The 19636-nt window shown below is 61.2% G+C and carries 17 protein-coding genes; 7 read left to right on the top strand and 10 right to left on the bottom strand.

Annotated features, from left to right (window positions below; genetic code table 11):
- Positions 1-194 precede the first annotated feature (194 nt).
- From AC1Q61_RS03485 to AC1Q61_RS03475, 3 genes are all read left to right on the top strand, one after another.
- A complete protein-coding gene (locus AC1Q61_RS03485; RefSeq protein ID WP_042451513.1) occupies positions 195-920 on the top strand; it encodes a GntR family transcriptional regulator in 726 nt (241 codons plus the stop codon).
- Between the two features lie 108 nt (positions 921-1028).
- Entirely contained in the window at positions 1029-2603 is a 1575-nt protein-coding gene (locus tag AC1Q61_RS03480; protein WP_118603238.1) for an NCS1 family nucleobase:cation symporter-1, read from the top strand.
- A 5-nt stretch (positions 2604-2608) separates the two neighbouring features.
- Positions 2609-3337: an aspartate/glutamate racemase family protein gene (locus tag AC1Q61_RS03475; RefSeq protein WP_007733934.1), complete on the top strand. Its 729-nt coding sequence runs from the start codon at positions 2609-2611 to the stop codon at positions 3335-3337.
- On the opposite strand, the gene AC1Q61_RS03470 is transcribed toward AC1Q61_RS03475, so the two are convergent.
- A complete protein-coding gene (locus tag AC1Q61_RS03470) occupies positions 3304-4479 on the bottom strand; it encodes an MFS transporter (RefSeq protein ID WP_003939751.1) in 1176 nt (391 codons plus the stop codon). The genes AC1Q61_RS03475 and AC1Q61_RS03470 overlap by 34 nt on opposite strands.
- Before the next feature lie 98 nt (positions 4480-4577).
- The gene (locus AC1Q61_RS03465; RefSeq protein ID WP_007733929.1) at positions 4578-4889 is read right to left on the bottom strand and encodes an ArsR/SmtB family transcription factor; all 312 of its coding nucleotides are present in this window, start codon (positions 4887-4889) and stop codon (positions 4578-4580) included.
- A gap of 338 nt (positions 4890-5227) precedes the next feature.
- On the opposite strand from AC1Q61_RS03465, the gene AC1Q61_RS03460 reads away from it, so the two are divergent.
- Both AC1Q61_RS03460 and AC1Q61_RS03455 read left to right on the top strand, forming a co-directional pair.
- Positions 5228-6478 carry an MCE family protein gene (locus AC1Q61_RS03460; RefSeq protein ID WP_371698825.1) on the top strand — a complete coding sequence of 417 codons (1251 nt, stop codon included), beginning with the start codon at positions 5228-5230 and terminating at the stop codon, positions 6476-6478.
- An 82-nt stretch (positions 6479-6560) separates the two neighbouring features.
- Positions 6561-7316 carry a class I SAM-dependent methyltransferase gene (locus AC1Q61_RS03455; RefSeq protein WP_492650962.1) on the top strand — a complete coding sequence of 252 codons (756 nt, stop codon included), beginning with the start codon at positions 6561-6563 and terminating at the stop codon, positions 7314-7316.
- 43 nt (positions 7317-7359) lie between these two features.
- On the opposite strand, the gene AC1Q61_RS03450 is transcribed toward AC1Q61_RS03455, so the two are convergent.
- From AC1Q61_RS03450 to AC1Q61_RS03415, 8 genes are all read right to left on the bottom strand, one after another.
- Positions 7360-8112 carry a MerR family transcriptional regulator gene (locus tag AC1Q61_RS03450; protein WP_118603235.1) on the bottom strand — a complete coding sequence of 251 codons (753 nt, stop codon included), beginning with the start codon at positions 8110-8112 and terminating at the stop codon, positions 7360-7362.
- Between the two features lie 75 nt (positions 8113-8187).
- Positions 8188-9675 (bottom strand): flavin-containing monooxygenase, encoded by a 1488-nt coding sequence (locus AC1Q61_RS03445; protein ID WP_118603232.1) that lies wholly within the window; start codon positions 9673-9675, stop codon positions 8188-8190.
- The gene (locus AC1Q61_RS03440; RefSeq protein WP_003939862.1) at positions 9672-10592 is read right to left on the bottom strand and encodes a hypothetical protein; all 921 of its coding nucleotides are present in this window, start codon (positions 10590-10592) and stop codon (positions 9672-9674) included. The genes AC1Q61_RS03445 and AC1Q61_RS03440 overlap by 4 nt, the downstream gene beginning before the upstream one ends.
- A gap of 1 nt (position 10593) precedes the next feature.
- Positions 10594-11505 (bottom strand): SDR family NAD(P)-dependent oxidoreductase, encoded by a 912-nt coding sequence (locus AC1Q61_RS03435; RefSeq protein WP_118603229.1) that lies wholly within the window; start codon positions 11503-11505, stop codon positions 10594-10596.
- Between the two features lie 169 nt (positions 11506-11674).
- The gene (gene puuE / locus AC1Q61_RS03430; RefSeq protein ID WP_003940421.1) at positions 11675-12604 is read right to left on the bottom strand and encodes an allantoinase PuuE; all 930 of its coding nucleotides are present in this window, start codon (positions 12602-12604) and stop codon (positions 11675-11677) included.
- Between the two features lie 16 nt (positions 12605-12620).
- On the bottom strand, positions 12621-13607 hold the full coding sequence (gene alc, locus AC1Q61_RS03425; protein WP_118603226.1) for an allantoicase: 987 nt from the start codon (positions 13605-13607) through the stop codon (positions 12621-12623).
- A gap of 3 nt (positions 13608-13610) precedes the next feature.
- Positions 13611-14855, bottom strand: a complete 1245-nt coding sequence (locus AC1Q61_RS03420; protein ID WP_007733914.1) for a DUF6986 family protein — start codon at positions 14853-14855, stop codon at positions 13611-13613.
- Positions 14856-14917: 62 nt separating this feature from the next.
- Entirely contained in the window at positions 14918-16945 is a 2028-nt protein-coding gene (locus AC1Q61_RS03415; protein WP_039973373.1) for a CocE/NonD family hydrolase, read from the bottom strand.
- 92 nt (positions 16946-17037) lie between these two features.
- On the opposite strand from AC1Q61_RS03415, the gene AC1Q61_RS03410 reads away from it, so the two are divergent.
- A complete protein-coding gene (locus AC1Q61_RS03410; RefSeq protein WP_058226167.1) occupies positions 17038-18009 on the top strand; it encodes a pseudouridine synthase in 972 nt (323 codons plus the stop codon).
- Between the two features lie 75 nt (positions 18010-18084).
- Positions 18085-19620 carry a CYTH and CHAD domain-containing protein gene (locus AC1Q61_RS03405; protein WP_118603223.1) on the top strand — a complete coding sequence of 512 codons (1536 nt, stop codon included), beginning with the start codon at positions 18085-18087 and terminating at the stop codon, positions 19618-19620.
- The last annotated feature ends 16 nt before the right edge of the window (positions 19621-19636 follow it).

Here is a 19636-nt window from a genome sequence, read left to right as displayed (position 1 = left end):
ACCGACTCGCTTTCTGCCATACCACTACACAACAACGCTACCCCCACGATCGGCCTCCCGAGCAGCACTCACGCGAGCATGTGATCGGAGCCCACTTGTTCTCCCCCGAGTGCGAGATGCACGACGGCCACACCGGTGTCACGCAGACGAAACAACGTATTCCTACTCTGGCAGACAGACGAAGGGAGAGCGACATGCCGCCGCGCCGTAGATCGGTACTGCTGACGCAACTGGTAATCGATGCTCCCGGAAGTCCACAACAAACGATCCTCGACGAACTGCGGCGAGTGATTCTGTCGGGTTCGGCGCCTCCGGGTACCCCGATTCCTCTCGGCGACGTGGCTGATGTGTTCGGTGTCAGTCGAATACCTGTGCGGGAATCACTGAAAACACTGGTCGGAGAGTCCTTGGTCGACCATCGACATCAATTCGGCTACACCGTTGCTCAGCTGACGCCGGCAGAACTGCGAGAGATGTACATCGTCCGCGAAACTCTCGAATCAGCTGCATTGGCCGTCGCCGTCGAGCAGGCAACCGAAGAGGATCACGAACACGCCGTCGAGGTGAACTCCCGTTTGGAGATCGCATTGCGCTACGACGACTCTCAGTCCTATCACTGCGAGAGCCGAAACTTTCATCTCGCACTGACCCGACCGTCTCAGATGCTTCGACTGCTGCACATGTTCGAAGCTGCCTGGAACATCACCGAACCAGTACAGCCGATGGTCCATGTTGCCGGCGTCGATCGCCGGGTTCTGCACTCGGATCACACCGCGATGCTTGACGCATTCCTGCGTCGGGACGCATCCGCACTTCTGAGCGCTTCCGAAATCCATCATCGCCGACTCGATACCGTGATCGCGACTCTACCGACAGACACCGGTCTATTGGCCGAAAAAGATATACCGATCACGCAATAGTCGTGCAACACAGCATCGATACCTTTCTCTCAACACAGTTTTCATCACTGACGCTGAGAGCTCGTGGCACCGTCCGCTGATTTCCTGCACTGATGCACAGGAGCTGTCATGACCGACATTCTTCCGTCCCGAACGACCACTACCCCCACTCCCCCAAAGGAAACCGGATCGGGTGACCTTGTCGAAGCCGCGGGTCACCCTGTCGGATGCGGCCTGATCAAGCCGGGCTACGACCCTCGTTTGACCAACGAGGACTTGGCGCCGCTTCGCAAGCAGACCTGGTCGTCGTACAACATCTTCGCCTTCTGGATGTCCGACGTACACAGCGTCGGCGGATATGTCACTGCCGGTAGTCTTTTCGCACTGGGATTGGCCAGCTGGCAAGTACTCGTCGCCCTGCTGGTCGGTATCACGATCGTCTACTTCTTCTGCAATCTCGTCGCCAAGCCCAGCCAAGTTACCGGCGTGCCGTATCCGGTGATCTGCCGCAGCGTGTTCGGCGTCCTCGGCGCGAACATCCCGGCAATCATTCGTGGCCTGATTGCCGTGGCTTGGTATGGAATTCAAACCTTCCTCGCTTCAGCAGCCCTCGATGTCGTACTGATCAAACTCTTTCCGTCACTCGCGCCCTATGCCGTCGTCGAAGACTACGGATTCGCCGGACTCTCCGCACTGGGCTGGGGAAGTTTCATGCTCCTGTGGGTACTTCAGGCCTGTGTCTTCTGGCGAGGCATGGAATCGATCCGCCGCTTCATCGACTTCTGCGGGCCGGCTGTGTATGTCGTGATGTTCATGCTGTGCGGCTACCTGATCTACAAGGCAGGCTGGAGCGCCATCGATCTCACGCTCGGCGACGTCAAGTACTCGGGTTTCGACGCCGTGCCGGTCATGCTCGGTGCGATCGCTCTGGTTGTCTCGTACTTCTCCGGACCGATGCTCAACTTCGGCGACTTCTCCCGCTACGGAAAGTCGTTCGCTGCCGTCAAGAAGGGCAACTTCCTCGGTTTGCCGTTGAACTTCCTCGTATTCTCGTTGTTGGTCGTCGTCACTGCATCGTTGACGCTGCCGGTGTACGGCGAACTGATCACCGATCCCGTTGCGACCGTTGCACGAATCGACAGCACCTTCGCCATCGTTCTCGGCGCACTCACCTTCACCATCGCCACGATCGGCATCAACATCGTGGCCAACTTCATTTCCCCGGCCTTCGACTTCTCCAACGTGAGTCCGCAGAAGATCAGCTGGCGCGCCGGCGGAATGATCGCAGCGATCGGCTCGATCCTCATCACGCCGTGGAACTTGTACAACAATCCGGACGTCATTCACTACACACTCGAAACCCTCGGAGCCTTCATCGGTCCGCTGTTCGGAATTCTGATTGCCGACTACTACCTCGTGCGCAAGCAGAAGGTCATCGTCGACGAACTGTTCAGCATGTCGCCGACCGGAACCTACTGGTACAGCAAGGGATACAACCCTGCTGCAGTGATCGCCACCGTGGTGGGAGCCGTCGTCGCGATGGTCCCGGTCCTGGGCAAGGACCTCACCGGGATGTACACCGCAGCGCAGTACAGCTGGTTCATCGGTTGTGGGCTCGGATTCACCGTCTATTACCTACTCGCCGCGCGCTCTTCCTCAGCTGTCCGGAATGCTTCCTCTCCCGACACTGTGACGGTCGACTGATCGTCATGAGAATCAAGGTGATCAACCCCAACACCACGTGGGCGATGACCGCCAAGATCGAGGAATGTGCCCGGACCGTCGCAGGCTCGGGCACATTCGTCGAGGCTGTCAGCCCTGCCATGGGTCCCGCGTCGATCGAAAGCCACTACGACGAAGCTCTCAGCGTCCCCGGAATCCTGACCGAGATCGCCGCCGGAGAAAAGAACGAAGTCGACGGCTACGTCATCGCTTGCTTCGGTGACCCAGGTCTTGATGCAGCCCGAGAGTTGGCCAAGGGCCCCGTCGTAGCTGTTGCCGAAGCGGCCATGAACTACGCAAGTTTCCTGGGTCGCGGATTCAGCATCGTGACCACTCTCGGTCGAACCCGCGGCCGCGCAGCCGATCTGGTGGACCGGTACGGCATGCAGGCTCGGTGCCGGGGTATCCACTCCTGCGAGATTCCGGTTCTGGAACTCGATCGTGATCCCGACGCGCGAAAGGTGATCTTGGAAGCCTGTTTCGACGCATTGGAGCAAGACGACTCGGACGTCCTCGTGCTGGGTTGCGCCGGCATGGCGGACCTGTGCCAGGACTTGTCCGACGAACTGGGTGTCCCGGTAGTCGACGGCGTTGCCGCTGGGGTCACGATGGTTCAGTCGTTGGTCACCCTCGGGCTGTCGACCAGTTCGCGCGGCGAGTTCGCACGCCCACTTCCCAAGAACTACACCGGTACACTGACACCGTTCTCGCTGTGAGCGTGCCTGAGCGAGAGTCGAACACCTGTCACCAGCAGCGCCAGGATCGCGAACAATACTCCAGCCCAGACTAATTGGCGGGTTTCGAAATGCGCGAGAAACAGTCCACCGACCGCAGTGCCGAGCGTGATCCCCAGGTTGGAGAACGAGATGAAAAGGCTGTTGCCGAATTCAGGCGCGTCGACTGCGTCTCGCCCCATCCAGCTCTGCGAAACCACCAGTCCACCGGAATGCACTACACCCCAAACCAACACGGCTACAACCATCGCGCCGAAGTACGGGCCCGCCAGATAGAGCATCACGTAGACGACGATATACAGCAAGGGAAAAGCCACAACCGTGCGCACCACCCCCTTGGCGAGCAGAGCCCCGAAGACGAAGTTGCCGAAGATCATCACGACACCGAAAGCCAATAGCATCGCGCTGATCCACGATCCGCTCATGCCGGTCACCTCGCCGAGGTATTCGGCAAAGTATCCGTACACCGAGAACATGGCTGCGAAGACGAAGGTGACGGAAAGAATGGTCAACCACACGCGCGGCCGGCGAAGTATCCCGACCTGTGCACCGTACGACAGGCGTTGTGTCACAGGAGCCGAGGGCAGAAGTACGACAATCCCGAGAAACGCGAGAACGTTGACCACGGCGCCGAACACGAATGCTGTCGACACCGAAAAGTTCTCGGCCAAATAGGACGTCAAGGGCACGCCGAACGCGAATCCGACTGTGACGCCTGCAAATACCTTGGTCACCGCGGCGGTCGCCTGTTCCGGCGATACCAGACGAACCGCACTTGCAAGCGCGACAGCGAAGAAGACCGGATGAACCACGGCGGGGATGATCCGAAATGCAAACATCACCTCGAAACTCGATGTGGTCGCATACACCACATTGGAGACCGCAAAGACTGCAATCGCTACCAACAGAACGGTTCTCCTGTTGATTCCCGAGGTGATCAGCGTTGTGAACGGACCGGTCACCGCCACGACGAGTGCAAACACACCGACCAACCATCCGGCAGTCGACGCGGTGATACCGAACTTTTCGCTGATCTGAGGCAGAACCCCGATAATGCCCATCTCCGTAGTGATGATTCCGAATACACCCAACGCCAGAACCGGTATCAACAATTTCGACTTCACGACACACTCCTCACTACTACGTCACACAAGACAGTTACATATCTAGATATGTAGATATATTTGGTTGAACAAACAGGCCGACGAGGGCAATTCGGCCGCTACAGCTTTTCGCGAACGAATTCCCTGAACTCGCCGATCACGGATTCGTTTCGTCGGTAATACGTCCACTTCCCGATGCGCTCGGACTCGAGCAGACCCACGTCTTTCATGCCCTGCAGGTACCCCGAGATCACCGACTGGGCAAGTCCCGATCGCCCCTGGATGTCACCGACACAGACTCCGATGTGAAACCCGAGATCCTGCTGCGTATACGAGTCCTCGTCGAAATACTTCGCCGGATGCGCGAGCCACTCCATGATCTGCAGGCGAGTCGGGTTGGACAGCGCCTTGAAGATCGCCAAAGCATCCATGGACCACACCCCTCTGCACGACAACCGGAACGCATCTACTTTTGTGGATATGTTTGGCGAAGTCAAGCCCGATTCGGACCGAAAGCCGTCTGCATCACATCGAAGCATTCGAAGTGAGCTGCGACACTTACGTTTCGACGACCTGCGGAAATCTCAGCGCCGACTTTCTATCTGTGACGACTTGTTTATAGTTATCGCCAACAACGAATTGCCGGAAGTTTCCGGTTCACCTCAGAACGTCCGTGGGTGAACACAATTCGCTCAACACCAGCCGTACCCGGCTTGTCATTCGGGAGTCGAACCATGAACACACCGCATCAGTTCAGGGTCCTCACCTCATGGTGATGTCGAAGCTCGCCAAATGGCAGCTGGTCGCCCTCGTCGTGGTTGCACTCCTGGGCTTGATCTATGTCGGAGCGAAATACGTACGGCTGGACAATCTTCTGGGATTCGGCCAATACACGGTCAAAACCGAACTGGCGACGTCCGGTGGCATCTTCACCAACGCCGAAGTGACCTATCGCGGTGTACCCGTCGGACGCGTCGGTGACATGTCGCTCACGTCCGACGGAATCGAAGTCGACCTGTTGATCGACAGCAGTGCTCCGCAGATTCCCGCATCCGCGCGGGCCGTGGTGGCCAATCGCTCAGCCATCGGCGAGCAGTACGTCGACCTTCAGCCCGATACCGGCCAGGGCCCGTTCCTCGAAGACGGCTCGGTGATCGCCGTGGGCGACACAACCACGCCGATCCCGATCGAGAATGTCTTGACCAGCGCCAACGGTCTGGTGCACTCCGTTCCGGTCGACGCACTCCACACCGTCGCGAAAGAACTCGGCGCGGCATTCAACGGCAAGGGCGAAGATCTGCAGGTACTTGCCGACTCGCTGTCGGGGATCTCCCAGTCGGGCCTCGACACCCTTCCCCAGACCCTCGGACTGATCCGCGACAGCCAGACGGTGCTCACGACCCAGTCCGATCAATCGTCGGCGATCAAGCAGTTCAGCACCGACCTCGACGCACTGACGGCGCAATTGCGCACCAGCGACCCCGACATCCGACGCGTGATCGACAACGGCATACCGGCCAGCGAACAAGTCGGCTCTCTCGTCACCGAAGCCGGCCCCGCGCTCACGACCAACCTCTCCAACCTCTCCGCCGTTGCAGCGGCAGCCGCACCGACACTGCCCTCGCTGCAGCCATTCCTGCTCTTCCTGCCTGCGCTCGCCGGGGCGGCGCCCACCGTTGCACCGGGAGACGGCACAGTACATCTGGGCTTGGTACTCGAGACCAACAACCCGCTCTCGTGCACCGTCGGTTACGAAGGGACCATGGCAATCCTCGACGAGATGAAGCGCAAGGACCCGAACTTCGACGACACGACGCAGAACTTCCCGTTGAACACTGCCGCCAACTGCCAGGCACCTCAGGGCAGCGAAACGGGAGTTCGTAGCGCCAACCGCATCGCGTTCGCCGACCCGAACACCTCGCAACCGTGGGACAGCAAGCCCAAGGTGGACCCGGACAAGCTCAACCTGAACCCGATTGCCACTCAACTCGCACCGATGCTCGGCGCCACCCCGAAGTAGCCGTAAACAACTGGCACCATCGACCCTCCGCGACGATGATGATGTGATGTCGGAAGGAACGCCTGAAGGCGAGTCACAGAGCATGTCACGAGGTTTCGACGAACTTGTCGCCGAAGCGGAATCCGCCTCCGTCGACGGGTGGGATTTCTCGTGGCTCGACGGACGCGCCACGGAGCAGCGTCCGTCGTGGGGGTACCAGAGGCTGATGGGTGAACGTCTCGGCCGCGCCGGCGCCGCATTGGACATCCAGACCGGCGGCGGCGAAGTCCTCGCCGCTGCACCGTCACTCCCGCCGGTGATGGCAGCAACCGAATCCTGGCCACCGAACATCGCCAAGGCCACCGCCCTTCTGCGTCCCCGAGGTGTGGTGGTGGTCGCGGATCACGACGAGCCGCCGCTACCGTTCGCCGATTCGGCTTTCGACCTGGTGACCAGCCGACACCCAGCGACGGTGTGGTGGACCGAAATCGCGCGGGTACTCGAACCGGGAGGAACGTACTTCGCTCAACATGTGGGTCACGCCAGCGTGTTCGAACTGGTCGAGTACTTTCTCGGTCCTCAGCCGCAGGCTCGTCGCGGACGGCACCACGAGGACGAAACTGCCGACGCGATTGCGGCCGGGCTCACCGTCGTCGACCTTCGTTTCGAGCGTCTGCGCATGGAATTCTTCGACATCGGCGCCGTTGTCTACTTCTTACGCAAGGTGATCTGGATGGTTCCGGGATTCACCGTCGCGCAGTATCGGGACCGGCTCCGCGAACTCGATCAGCAGATCCGTCGCGACGGATCTTTTGTCGCCCACTCGAGTCGATTCCTGATCGAGGCACGCAAGAGCTGAGCGCACCGCGACGGGCCGCACATCCCGAACGTGATCGATGCTGCTAGTCGGACTCGTCGGCGTCGCTCCGCGAGCCGATCGCAGCGGCAAGATAGTCGCCGAGTTCACGCTGAAGGTTCGCGTCGAGTGCCCGGGCCAGTGCCGAATGTACCGACGCCACACCGAGTTCACGCATCGTCTGGAGCATCTCGGCTGTTCCGGCAACCTCGTCGCCCTCCGGGAGCCAACCGACCCCGTGCTGATCGACGATGCGATCCTTCGCCGCCTGAATCAGGTCTTTGGCGATCCCGTCCACAGCGTTGTGAAGCTTTTCGTGCACATCGACCAGTTGATCGAGAGTGAAACCGTAGTCGAGGAGACTCGAAAATCCGCTGAGCAAAGCAGGATCGGTGAAAACGCAGTTCTCTCCTTCGATCTGTACCAGTCCGAGATCTACGAGACGATCCAGTTGACCATCTGAATCTCCCCCGAGAAACTCGCGTACGACGGCCATCTCGATATTCACGGTGTCGCTGCGGGACCATGGTTCGGTGACCGCGTGCTGCAGACCCAGCACCTCTGTCAGGTCTTTCCCGCTTTCCCACCCGGTGATGAAGTCGTCGATATGCGCAGTGGTGAAACCTCGTTGAAGAAGCGTGTCGATCAGCTTGAGGCGTTCGAGGTGCGCGTCGCCGTAGATGCCTACCCGCCCACGCTTCTCCGGCGGAGGAAGCAATCCACGTTCCTGATATGCCCGTACATTCCGCGAGGTGGTGCCCGCAGCGCGCGCTAGATCGTCGATGCGGTACTCGGTCACCGCCTCGTCTCCTCTGCCGCGTCGGTCGTCACGATTCCAACTTAGTGGCAACACCAGGCCGATCAGAACCCGGGATCAGGTCTGCGCAGTGTCTTTCTCGCGCACCGTGCTCGTGTAGTCCCGAAGATCCACCGATTTCAATTGGTTCACGTACTGGGTCGCGAAACCGGGAAACATAGTGGCATTGAATCCTTCGTCGGTGAGATACCAACTCGAACATCCCGAGTTCCACGTGGTCTTCGACAGCCGACGCTGCAACTCGACGTTGTACGCATCTTCGACATCTTGACGAACATCGAGTGCCTTGAGGTCGCGCTCGAGAACGATCTTGATCGCTTGGGCGAGATAGTCGAGTTGCGCTTCCATGTACACAAGGGCGGAGCTGTGCCCCGGACCCGAGTTGGGTCCGAAGGTGAAATACAGGTTGGGATAACCGGATACCGCAATGCTCTTGTACGCACGCGCCCCGGATTTCCACTCCTGAGCGAGCACACGTCCGTCCCGGCCGATGATCGGGACCGGTGTTCCGGTCTTGCAAACGTCGAAGCCGGTGGCGAAGACGATGCAGTCGAATTGATGCTCGATCCCTTCGACCGTGCGAATGCCATGTGGCGCCAATCTCGCGATCGGCCAGGTCACGAGTGTGCAATTGTCTTGCTGGAGAGCCGGGTAATACTCGCTGGTCATCAGCAACCGCTTGCACCCTGCCCGAAAGTCGGGAGTGAGTTGTCGCCGCAACCACGGGTCCTTCACCTGCATGCGCAGATGAAGACGCCCGACTGTTTCCACCACCCTCGTCAACGGGGATTCCCACACCACCCCGAGAGCAACCGATTCGTGTCCCCAGTACCAAGCCCGACGCGCCAGAGTCTGGACGACCGGATGACGGCGGTACAGATCCTTCGTGCGAGATCGGGTGCGTAGGTTTGCCCGCGGCAATGCCCATCCCGGTGTTCGTTGGAAAACCTTCACTGATCGTGCAGTTTTCACGAGTTCCGGGACGATCTGGACGCCACTGGCCCCGGTTCCGATCACTGCGACCCGCTTGTCGGTGAAGTCGTAGTCATGGTCCCAGCGAGCACTGTGAATCTTGTGTCCTTCGTAGCTCTCGAAACCCGGAACAGCAGGAAAGCTGACGTTCGCCAGCGGACCGGACGCCATGACGACGGTCCGGGCAATGACCGCTTCACGGCCCTCGAGCGCGATCGCCCAGACACCTGTCTGCTCGTCCCACTCGACGCCCGTGACGTTGCACCGAAACCGAATCTTCGGCTCGAGGCCGAACTCTTTCACCATCGTTCGGATGTAGCCGAGGATCTCCGCGCTGGCCGAGTAGGTGTGCGACCAGTCCGGGTTCGGGGCGAAACTGTACGAGTACAGACGGGACGGAATGTCGCACGCAGCTCCCGGATACGTGTTGTCGCGCCACGTCCCGCCGACCTCCGTGCCGCGTTCGAGAATGACGAAGTCCTCGATACCGTTCTGCTTCAACCGAATCGCCGCTCCGATTCCTGCGAAACCTCCACCGATGATCGCCACTGACAGTGGCTCGGCAGTACTCATGCGAGTGGCTCGTACGTAAGTTCCTTGGCCCAGGTCGGCTCGGAATTGAGCCTGCTGCCGGAAAGTCGGCCAGTGACCTTGACCATCCGATCGGCAAGCAGATGGTAGGGATGGTTGCGATTGATGACCATGTTGCCGTGCCACTTCACCACCCGATACATCGGGACGCGGAGCGCGGCCGGACTCCGTTCGCCTACGTTCCTGAATCGCTTCATCGCGGTGTAGAGCCGTTCCTCGTTCACTCCCATGTCGACGATGTTGTCGCGCATCTTGTTCAGCAGCGGGATGTAGCGAAGTGTCCCGATGATCAACGCCGGATTCATCCAGGCGCCGACGGTTTCGACAACGAGCTTGCGCGTCGTCGAGTGCCCGAGCATCTCGATCACCGCAAAATCGACCGCCAGATGCCTGGACTCGTCTGCGTTGATCTTCTTGAACACAGCCTGACAGACCGGATCCTCGATCTCGTCCATGATGAACTTGACCAGGGCTCCGTCGAGCGCCACCTCGAGCATCGGTATGACGGTCCCGAGAATCGAGAGCGACAAACCGTCGGAATGCTTGTCCAGCCAGTCGATGACGAGCTTGACGTTGATGTTGGGCTCGGGCATCTCGTCGCCGTCCAGCATTCCCCAACGACGCATCAGCGCGAGTTCGGCGTTGGCGTGCTTCTGTTCCTCGGCGTGGAAATGCCGATAGATGTCTCGGAGAGTTTCAGTCGGCGCCTTGAGAGCCATCGCAGCGAAGCCACGGGCACCGACGTTCTCGATCCACATCAGGTCCGACATGAACGGTTTCAGCTTCGCATGAAGCTCTGGACTGATCGTCTCGGCGCCCGGAGCATCCCAGTCGATGTCCACCAGAGCCCATTGGCGGTCCTTGATCTTGTGCAGCATGCCGTCGAAATCGAAGGACATGTCACGCTCCTTTCGTGCTCGGCGAGTTCGTCTCCGGCGCCGCCGAAGTTCCAGATGAACCCGACTTCTGTTTCGGTGCAAAGTGATTGAGAACTCCACAGCCCCAGGTGTATGCAACGGGTAGATACCGTTTGAGTCGCCAGATCACCTTCGCATCGAACTGCGGCACCACGTAGAGTCGACCCTTGTCGTAGGCGTCGAGAGTGGTGACGGCGATGCGCTCCGGCGAAAAGCCGGTTCGCCGCATCAACGCTTGCGCCAATTGTGTTGCTTCCGCGGTGATTCGGCCGTCGAGAGCAACATTTGTCTTGACGAAGGTCGGACACAGCACCGTCACCCGCACTCCCGTACCGGCAAGTTCAGCGGACAAGGTCTCCGAGAGCGACATCACGGCGGCTTTACCGACGTTGTAGGGCGCCATCAGCGGCGCAGCCGCAAACCCAGCAGCCGAGGCCACGTTGATGAATCCCCCGGCGCCGCTCGCACGCAGTTGTGGAGCAAATATCTCACAGCCGTGCACGACACCCCACAGATTGATCCCGAGTGCCCACCCCCAATCGTCGAAACCGATCTCGCCCACCGGTTTTCCACCGATACCCACCCCGGCATTGTTGATCACCAACGAAAGCGGACCCGCAAGTTCGAGTTCCGCGAACAACGCCAGGTCCTGAACCTGCTCACGAATTGACACATCGCATTTGACGGCGTGCGCGGTACCACCGATCTCATCGATGAGTGCCACTGTTTCCTTGGCCCGTTCCAGCGAGATATCCGCGCAGATCACCTCACCGCCTCTGCGCGCCAACTCCAACGAAAAGGCACGGCCGATTCCGCTGCCGGCGCCGGTCACCACTGCGCGGGCATTGTGGGACACCTTCGATCCGCGGTTCTTGGTCGGTTTCTTGGTCGGCACCGGTCGGCTCACCTTGAAGACGCTTCGACTGCTGTGTGTTTCTCCATCTCCAAAGAGTCATCCACAACCGTGCCAGTTGTCAATGGCCCAGAATTCGATGGCGGAATACGCGGCAGTCGAACCAGTACCCGGACTGCTCGAATGAAGTCTTTTGTCGACCGACCGTGATCTAAACGGGGTGCGCGGTCTTCCAGTGCTCGGCGATGTCGATGCGCCGCGCGATCCAGACCTTCTCGTGTGACTGCACGTGGTCCAGAAATCGCTCGAGAGCGGCCGCACGGGCAGGGCGGCCGACTATGCGGCAGTGCAACCCGATCGAGAGCATCTTGGGCGATCCGGCCGTCCCCTCCGCATACAGCACGTCGAAGGCATCGCGTAGGTGCGCAAAGAACTGATCACCGCTGGGAAATCCTGCGGGAGAGGCGAAACGCATGTCGTTGGTGTCAAGGGTGTACGGGACGACCAGGTGCTTCACCGATTCTGCGCCACGCGGAACGTCGACCCAGTACGGCAGATCGTCGGCGTATGAATCGGAGTCGTAGACGAAGCCGCCGTGCTCGACCACCAATTCGCGGGTGTTCGGTGAATCGCGCCCGGTGTACCAACCGAGGGGCGCCGAACCCGTCAGATCTCGCAGAATCTGCACTGCCTCGGCCATGTCTGCGCGTTCGCGCTCGATGTCCACGGATTGGTAAGACTTCCAACGTAATCCGTGGCACGCGATCTCGTGGCCCAACTCCTGAAAAGCACTGACTGCTTCGGGGTTACGCTGCATCGCCCGCGCCACCGCAAAGACCGTGAGAGGCAGGTTTCGCCGCTCGAAGGTTCGCAGTACACGCCACAACCCGGCCCGTGAGCCGTACTCGTACAGCGATTCCATGCTCATGTGTCGATTCGGAAATGCCTCTGCCGGAGTCATTTCCGACAGAAATGTTTCCGAAGCCGCGTCCCCGTCCAGGACGTTGTTCTCGGCTCCCTCTTCGTAGTTGAGCACGAACTGAACCGCTATCCGCGCGTCGCCGGGCCAGTGCGGATGCGGCGGATGAGGGCCGTACCCCACCATGTCCCGGGGATAGTCGTCGCGCGGATAGTCGCTCATGCCAACAACTTTACCGTCAGCGCCCGGAGATCACAGCGCGAGCAGCGTCGGTGAGTACGCCGAAGACTCTCAGCCGCGCCAGGCCACCGTCCGGGAAGATGTCCAGACGAACATCGGTGACCTGGACTTCGGAATCGATCGGAAAGCGATGGCGCGTATCCGGACGCAGCGTCGTGCGCGGCAACAGTTCGATCCACTCCCCCTCCGACGTCCGCCCGGTCAGAGCGCCCTCACCTGGACTGTTTCCGAGGAAGTACGAGGTGTCGATCTCGACGAAACTCAGCACGCCTTCACCCGCGAGTTGTACTTGCACCCAGTCGTTTCCGTTGTCGCGGCGCCTGGCGGTCTCCCACCCGTCACCCATCGAAGCAGCGCGTCCGGGAAACAGGATGTTCTGCGGTGAGCTGTAGAACATGTTGGAGCAATCGGTCACGCGGCCACCGTTTTCGAGTGCTGCGAGGTCCAACGGCCCGGCATCGAGGAAACGCGGGTCCGGGCGCGCTTCGCCGTGAACACGGAATCTCGCCACGCCGCCGTCCGGGTAAATGGTCAGCTTGACGTGCGTCCACCGCTCCTCCGACGTCACCGAGAACGGATTCTCCGAGTCACCGTGCACGGTCGAGCGCTCGACGATGGTTGTCCACTCACCGGATACGGCCAGGTCGGCGGGATCCGGATACCCCTCGACCGAGATTGCTTCCACCGAGATCTCGGGCGGGTAATTGCCCTTGAACCACGCGGTGTCGACCACGACGCCTCGCACCACTCCGGGAACACCGAGTCGGACGATCGCCTCGTCATGGCCTGCCACCCGGCGGCGACGCGTCTCCCAACCGTCGTACACCTGCCCCTTGTGACCGAACGTCGCCGGCTGGTACCCGGCCTTGCCTGGGCGGATCAGGGCCTCACGCTCGGCAAACGCCTCGTCGTTCGCCCAGATGACGGCTCCGCCGAGGGTGCGCAGTGCCAGATCGGGCAGCAAGGTGAATTCGGTGGTGCTCATCGGTCAGTGTTCTCCTGTGATCGGTGTGGTGCGTCCTACGAGGTGACGGAGTGCGTTGGTGTCGGCGCTCGGGGCGAGTCGGAGAACTTCGGATTCCGGATAAGCCCCCGCGTCGAGCCCGCGCAATACCACCGCTGCGAGCGCCTGGGCAGTTGCAGGTTCGTCCATCACGTCGCCACCTTGGCGCCCCAGGTACGACTGGATGCGCGGGGCAGCGGCGCCGAGCGCGTTGCGATAGAAGCCGAACGTGGCGAGCCAGCGGGTGACCAGATGCCCGGGGTGCATGTCCCACCCCTGGTAGTAACCGCGTTCCAGGGACCGCGTGACGAGGCGATGGTGCCGAGTGATCGCGTCGCGGATCGCCGTGGCGCTCCCGACGGGCGCGACCTGAGTCGACCCGTCGCACACCCAGACGCCGGTCTGCGCGGCAGCAGCCAACATGACAGCCTTTGCGTGGTCTGCCACCGGATGTTCGAGCGACTGATGACGCGATGCAATTCCGCAAGCTGCACTGTAATCGTAAGTACCGTAATGCAAACCGGTCAGACGACCGGCACCACGATGGATGGCCTGAGCAACTGCCACCGTTCCGTCGGCCGCGATGACCGCCTGCGGGCTCTCGATCTGCAACTCGAACCGAAGCGAACCGAGCTCGAGTCCGTGCGCCTTCTCCAGCTCTTCGCAGAGCAACACCGTCGCCGTGACCTGCTCCACCGCGCGCAGTTTGGGAACGGTGAAGACAAATCCGTCCGGCACTCCGCCGGCCGCGTCGAGCACAAGCTCGAGCGTCCTGATCGAGCGCCGACGCTCACCGGCCGGCAACCCCTTGAACCTGATGCCACTCCAGTTCGGCCCGGCAGGATCAGCGCTGAGCGCGGCAAGCGTCTGTCCGGCCGACGTCGCTGCATCGTCTTCTTCTTCGTCGCTGCGGCGTCCGTACCCGTCCTCGAAATCGATCCGAAAGTCTTGGACCGGCTTGCGGCCGAGTTGAACTCGCACATCAGCGAGCGCATTCTCCGTGTCGAGATCGGCGAACACATGAGCATGGGAATCGAGAAGCGCGATCGCCTGCTCACCCCAGAGTCGAGGGGTGTCGACGGTTGCATCCGCGGCACTGACGTAAATCGTGTGCACGGGTTGGATCTCGTCACGGTTTCCCGGGTACTGCGCCGCGAGCCGCTCGTCCACCGGATCCAGAAGTCCGTCCAGACGATCGTGGACGGCGGCGGAGAGTCGGGATTCTGTCATCGGACGATCTTCTCAGAACGTCCGCGAGCCCGCAGGTTCTCACGCCGCCGATCCAATCCGAGTCAGCGGCCCCCGACGAACGGAACGTTGACGAAGCTCGGCCGGTCTGCAGCCAACTCGATGTGCTGCGGTTTGAGTTGGCTGTCGGCGAGCATCGGGCCGAGCGCCAGGTATCGCGGCACGCTGGCAGCGTAGACGTCGACGCGGAGCCGGTGCCCCGGTTGCAGCACTGCGTCCGTCGGGAGCATGTTGATGTCGACGGTGGTGACCTCACCGGGAACCACCGGCTGACGCGTGTCGATCGTCAGATAGTGGTGCGGTTCACTGTAGTCACCGTTGGCCGAGCGAGTGCTCTTCGAATCGTCGACTGCCCGCAGCGACGCAGTCAGAGCGCCGTTCGTGATCGGTGTCGATGTTCCGTCCGGTGCCACGTCGTTGACCGTCGCTGCCCAGAATCCGTCCGTCGCGTCCAGGACGGTCTCGAGGTGGACGTTGATCGGGCCCGAGAGTGAGGTCGGCTCCGTCACTGCCTCACCGGTGAACGTCAGGCCCTCCGCTTCCTGGAATCGGGAATCCTTGGAACACGTCGCACCGAGCACCACGGAGATCCCGGCAGTTCCCTGAGTTCCGTCACCGGAGCAGAAGCCTCGCAGTCCTGGTGCGACTGTCAATCGCGCTGCGGCACTGGGCGGGTCATTCGTCAGCGAACCGTCGTACGCTGCGTGGGCGGCAGTACCGCTGGGCGCAGAGTTCAAATACATACGTTCGTAGCTCGCACCGGCTCGCGGGAACTGATCGTCCGTGATCCATCCGCCGCCTTGCTGGAACATCGTCACCGGACCGTAACGATCGATTCCGTTGTCGATGCCTTTGAGCCACTTGTCGAACCACGCACGTTCGAGCACGTCGAGGCGCGGCGGCGCACCGTCCTTGCCGAATCCTCCACCGGGAGTGACGTGATAGCCGTTCCCCATGATCAACTGCTTCTGCCCGGGCGGCAGATCGATTCCGTTGTAGATCCGCGGCTCACTGTTGGCGAAGATGTCGTGCCAACCGCCGTAAACCATCGTCGGAACGGCGATGTTGCCGACGTCAGCGGCTCGGTCCTGATAGAACTGCCCGTCTTGCGCGACTTGCAGAGTCGACGGTGACACGTCCTCGATTCTCTGAGCCGTCATCGCTTGCACCAGTTCAGGAATCAGCGTTCCCGGATCCTCGAGGCGGCTCGCCAACCACAGGGGATCGAAGTTTCCTTGCAGGATGTCCTGAACGTTCGGGATGAGTTTGAGCCCGTTGACCGCGGTCAACCACAACGGCATGAACCCGACTCCGAGGCCGCCACCGGTTCCGACGATGTCGCGCAGCAGATCGTTGCCAGGTTCGACCGGGAAGATCGCCTTCAGTGCAGGTGGATTGTTGCTCGCCGCCTGCACCGAGTTGATCGCGGAGTACGAGATGCCCGCCATCCCTACTTTCCCGTCGGACCATCCTTGCTTGCTCATCCAGTCGATGACCTCGACCGAATCCTGTTGCTCGCGCTTACCGAGCACGTCCCAATTACCTTGGGAGAAGCCGGTTCCACGTGCATCGACCACTACCTGCGTGTATCCGTTCTGGACCAGATCACGGTTGACGCCGAGAACCCTGGCGCCTCCGCCGGCGATGACGCCCGTCAACTCCGACACGCCGTCGAACGGCGCCGCGAGGTCGAGCGAGTTCGCAACGTCCATCAGCGTCTCACCGACCTGCGGGATCGACAGAGCTGAATCCACCAGTGTGTCCAGCAGTTTCGTGTACGGCGTGATGTTGAGGACCGAAGGCGTCTTCGATTCCACGGCCCGCCCGGATGCATCCGCCGGTCGGTACACATTCGCTTGCAGAACTGTGCCGTCACTCATCGTGATGGGCACGTCCCACTCGATGGAGACCCCCGGATACTGCGGCGTCGCCTCCGTTGCCGCGAGCCAGGCCTGCCCGTCCGACCCTCCCGTCGGATCCGCAGAAGCGACGGCGCTCGGCACCGTCAATCCCACGACGCACAGCCCCACCGCAATCGTTGTCGACCTTCGACGTAGAAGTCGTGTCCTCACGAAAACCCCAATTTTCTGTTGTGATGACCCAGCCCTGCCCCCACGACAGTGACCGGTGTCACGAACTTACCGGATAGTAACTTCCGTCCCATATGTCGTCAATAGGTCTGAATGCCGACCGGACGGCTAGCTTTGAAGATGTGTCACGATCACCGCTTCCCGTCCGCGACGGCCTGAACCCCAGTCGCATCCGTCAGCCCGACGACGGCATGTGGACGACGACGCTCGACTATCTGCTCGAACGGTTCCCCCAGGACGCCGTCCGCCTACGGGAGAAGGTCGCAGCCGGGGAGGTCGTCGACGAGAAGGGTGTCGGAATCACCGAGACGAGCGCTTTTGCTCCCCGGCGGTTCGTCTACCTGTACCGCGACCCTCCCGTCGAAACGCGGGTGCCGTTCGAGATCGACATCCTCTATCGGGACGAGAACATCTTGGTCGTGGACAAACCGCATTTCCTGGCGAGCACCCCGCGCGGGCGATACATCGCCGAATCGGCGTTGGTCCGCTTGCGTCGGGACCTCGAACTACCGGAGCTGAGTCCAGCTCATCGCCTCGACCGCGTCACGGCGGGACTGCTGCTGTTCACCGTGCATCAGGCGGCCCGGCGCGACTACCAGACCATGTTCGCCGAGCGCCGCGTGGCCAAGGAGTACGAGGCCATCGCGCGTCACGACGCTCAGGTGAGCACCCCCGTGGTCGTGCGTAGTCGCATCGTGAAAGAACGCGGCGTGCTCAAGGCCGCGGAGATCGAGGGCGAACCCAACAGCGAGTCGCGGATCGAACTGATCGAAACGCGAGACGGCTTCGCGCGGTACCGGTTGACTCCCCATACCGGCAAGACCCATCAACTTCGGCTGCACATGACCTCGCTCGGGCTCCCGATCCACGGCGACAACTTCTATCCCGACTTCTACGACGTTGCCGCAGAAGATTATTCGAACCCGCTGCGCCTGCTGTCGAAGGTCCTCGAGTTCGAGGATCCGAAGACCGGCCGACTGCAACGCTTCGAAAGTCGGCGGACCCTGTCCTGGCCGGACGAATCAGGCAGTGGCGACTCGCCGTAGGGACCCCGGACCCTTCCACTGCGCCTCCGATACCGGGAGGATGGAAGCGCAGACCGCACCGCAAGAGGAGACCAGATGAGCAAGACCGCCGTCGTACCCGAAGCCGTACGGGAGATCGAGCGCAAGTACGAGGCGCCGGCCGAGCAGGGAGTTCCCGCCTTGGGCGGACTTCCCGGTGTTGTCGGCGAACCGGTCCACGACTCGATACAGCTCTCTGCCACCTACTTCGACACGGCGGACTACCGGTTGCTGGCCGAGAAGATCACGCTGCGCAAGCGTGAGGGTGGCGACGACGCGGGGTGGCACATGAAACTTCCCGCAGGCCAGGACACTCGAACCGAAATCCAACTTCCCCCGGACGAGAGCACCGATGTGCCCTCGCCGCTGTCGAGTCTGATCCGGGCGATCATTCGCGGTCACGATCTGGTGCCGGTCGCCCTGATCATAACCGATCGGGAGCGCACCAGGCTCAACGGCGAAAACGGTGTGCTGCTTGCCGAAGTGGTCTCCGACACCGTCATCGCCTGCAAGGCAGACGGTTCCGGAGAGTCGACGTGGCAGGAAGTCGAGGTCGAACAAGGCGCAGGCGGGCAAGAGCTGGCCGATGCAATCGAGTCGGTTCTACTGGACGCCGGGCTGGAGCGCTCTGCGAGTCCGTCCAAACTCAAACGAGCACTGGGCACGTCGGTCACACCGTACGCCGGTCACGAGGTCACCTCGGGCAAGGCGTCGAATCCGCGGATTCTGTTGCGTAATTACCTCATCGAACAACTGCGCGCACTGGTCGCCGCGGATCTCGGCACGCGTCGGGCCGACGACGAAGCCGTTCACGACTTCCGGGTTGCGGCACGTCGCATCCGCAGCGCTCTGCAGTCGTACGCCGGCCACTCCCCCAAGACCGACGATCTCATCACGGATCTGCGGTGGATCGGTGGAAAGTTCGGTGACGCCCGCGACGTCGAGGTCCAGTGGGAGCGTCTTGTGGAACGCCTCGGCGAAATCGACGAGATGCCCGAGCGAGAAGCTGTGCGAGCTCGAATCGACGAGTTCTTCTCTGCACGTGGTGAAACCGCCCAGAAAACAGCCCTCGAGGCGCTCGATTCCGAGCGATACACCACGCTGCTCGATCGCCTCGACGAGTACGTCGGCGACCTCGAATTCGACACCGCCACCCACCGCGTCGGAAAGAAGGCATCGGCACGAGAGTTGGCCCATACCCTGCGGCACCTGGCACACAAGGTCGGTAAGCGGGTCGATCACGTCTTCGATGCCGATAGCCGCACCGAGCGTGACGAGCGAATGCACCGCGCCCGCAAGGGAGCCAAGCGGATGAAGTACGCGATCGAGGTCATGGAACCCGTGTCGAAGAGCCGAGCGAAGCGTGCACTGAAGCATTTCAGCCACTTCCAGGATGTTCTCGGCGAGCACCAGGATTCCGTTGTCGCCCAACATCATCTACTTGCAATGGCAGCCGAGCAGGAGCATACCTCGCTCACCAGTTTCGGATTGGGCATGGCCTACCGACGAGAACTGGAAATAGCCGACGGGCAATCGACCCTGCTACGCAAGACGTGGAAGGAAGCCGTGAAGTCAGCATCGTCACTCTGGTGACGTCGCTGTAACCAGT

The sequence above is a fragment of the Rhodococcus sp. MPR-R1B genome (assembly GCF_058793255.1).
Note: the sequence above shows the minus strand (reverse complement) of the source record. Positions and strands in the feature narration are given on the sequence as shown.

What these genes read in the sequence shown, in the direction of transcription:
- AC1Q61_RS03485 (WP_042451513.1), top strand. Translation starts at nt 195, where the DNA reads ATGCCGCCGCGCCGTAGATCGGTACTGCTGACGCAACTGGTAATCGAT.
- AC1Q61_RS03480 (WP_118603238.1), top strand. Translation starts at nt 1,029, where the DNA reads ATGACCGACATTCTTCCGTCCCGAACGACCACTACCCCCACTCCCCCA.
- AC1Q61_RS03475 (WP_007733934.1), top strand. Translation starts at nt 2,609, where the DNA reads ATGAGAATCAAGGTGATCAACCCCAACACCACGTGGGCGATGACCGCC.
- AC1Q61_RS03465 (WP_007733929.1), bottom strand. Translation starts at nt 4,889, where the DNA reads ATGGATGCTTTGGCGATCTTCAAGGCGCTGTCCAACCCGACTCGCCTG.
- AC1Q61_RS03460 (WP_371698825.1), top strand. Translation starts at nt 5,228, where the DNA reads ATGGTGATGTCGAAGCTCGCCAAATGGCAGCTGGTCGCCCTCGTCGTG.
- AC1Q61_RS03455 (WP_492650962.1), top strand. Translation starts at nt 6,561, where the DNA reads ATGTCACGAGGTTTCGACGAACTTGTCGCCGAAGCGGAATCCGCCTCC.
- AC1Q61_RS03445 (WP_118603232.1), bottom strand. Translation starts at nt 9,675, where the DNA reads ATGAGTACTGCCGAGCCACTGTCAGTGGCGATCATCGGTGGAGGTTTC.
- AC1Q61_RS03440 (WP_003939862.1), bottom strand. Translation starts at nt 10,592, where the DNA reads ATGTCCTTCGATTTCGACGGCATGCTGCACAAGATCAAGGACCGCCAA.
- puuE (WP_003940421.1), bottom strand. Translation starts at nt 12,604, where the DNA reads ATGAGCGACTATCCGCGCGACGACTATCCCCGGGACATGGTGGGGTAC.
- alc (WP_118603226.1), bottom strand. Translation starts at nt 13,607, where the DNA reads ATGAGCACCACCGAATTCACCTTGCTGCCCGATCTGGCACTGCGCACC.
- AC1Q61_RS03420 (WP_007733914.1), bottom strand. Translation starts at nt 14,855, where the DNA reads ATGACAGAATCCCGACTCTCCGCCGCCGTCCACGATCGTCTGGACGGA.
- AC1Q61_RS03410 (WP_058226167.1), top strand. Translation starts at nt 17,038, where the DNA reads ATGTCGTCAATAGGTCTGAATGCCGACCGGACGGCTAGCTTTGAAGAT.
- AC1Q61_RS03405 (WP_118603223.1), top strand. Translation starts at nt 18,085, where the DNA reads ATGAGCAAGACCGCCGTCGTACCCGAAGCCGTACGGGAGATCGAGCGC.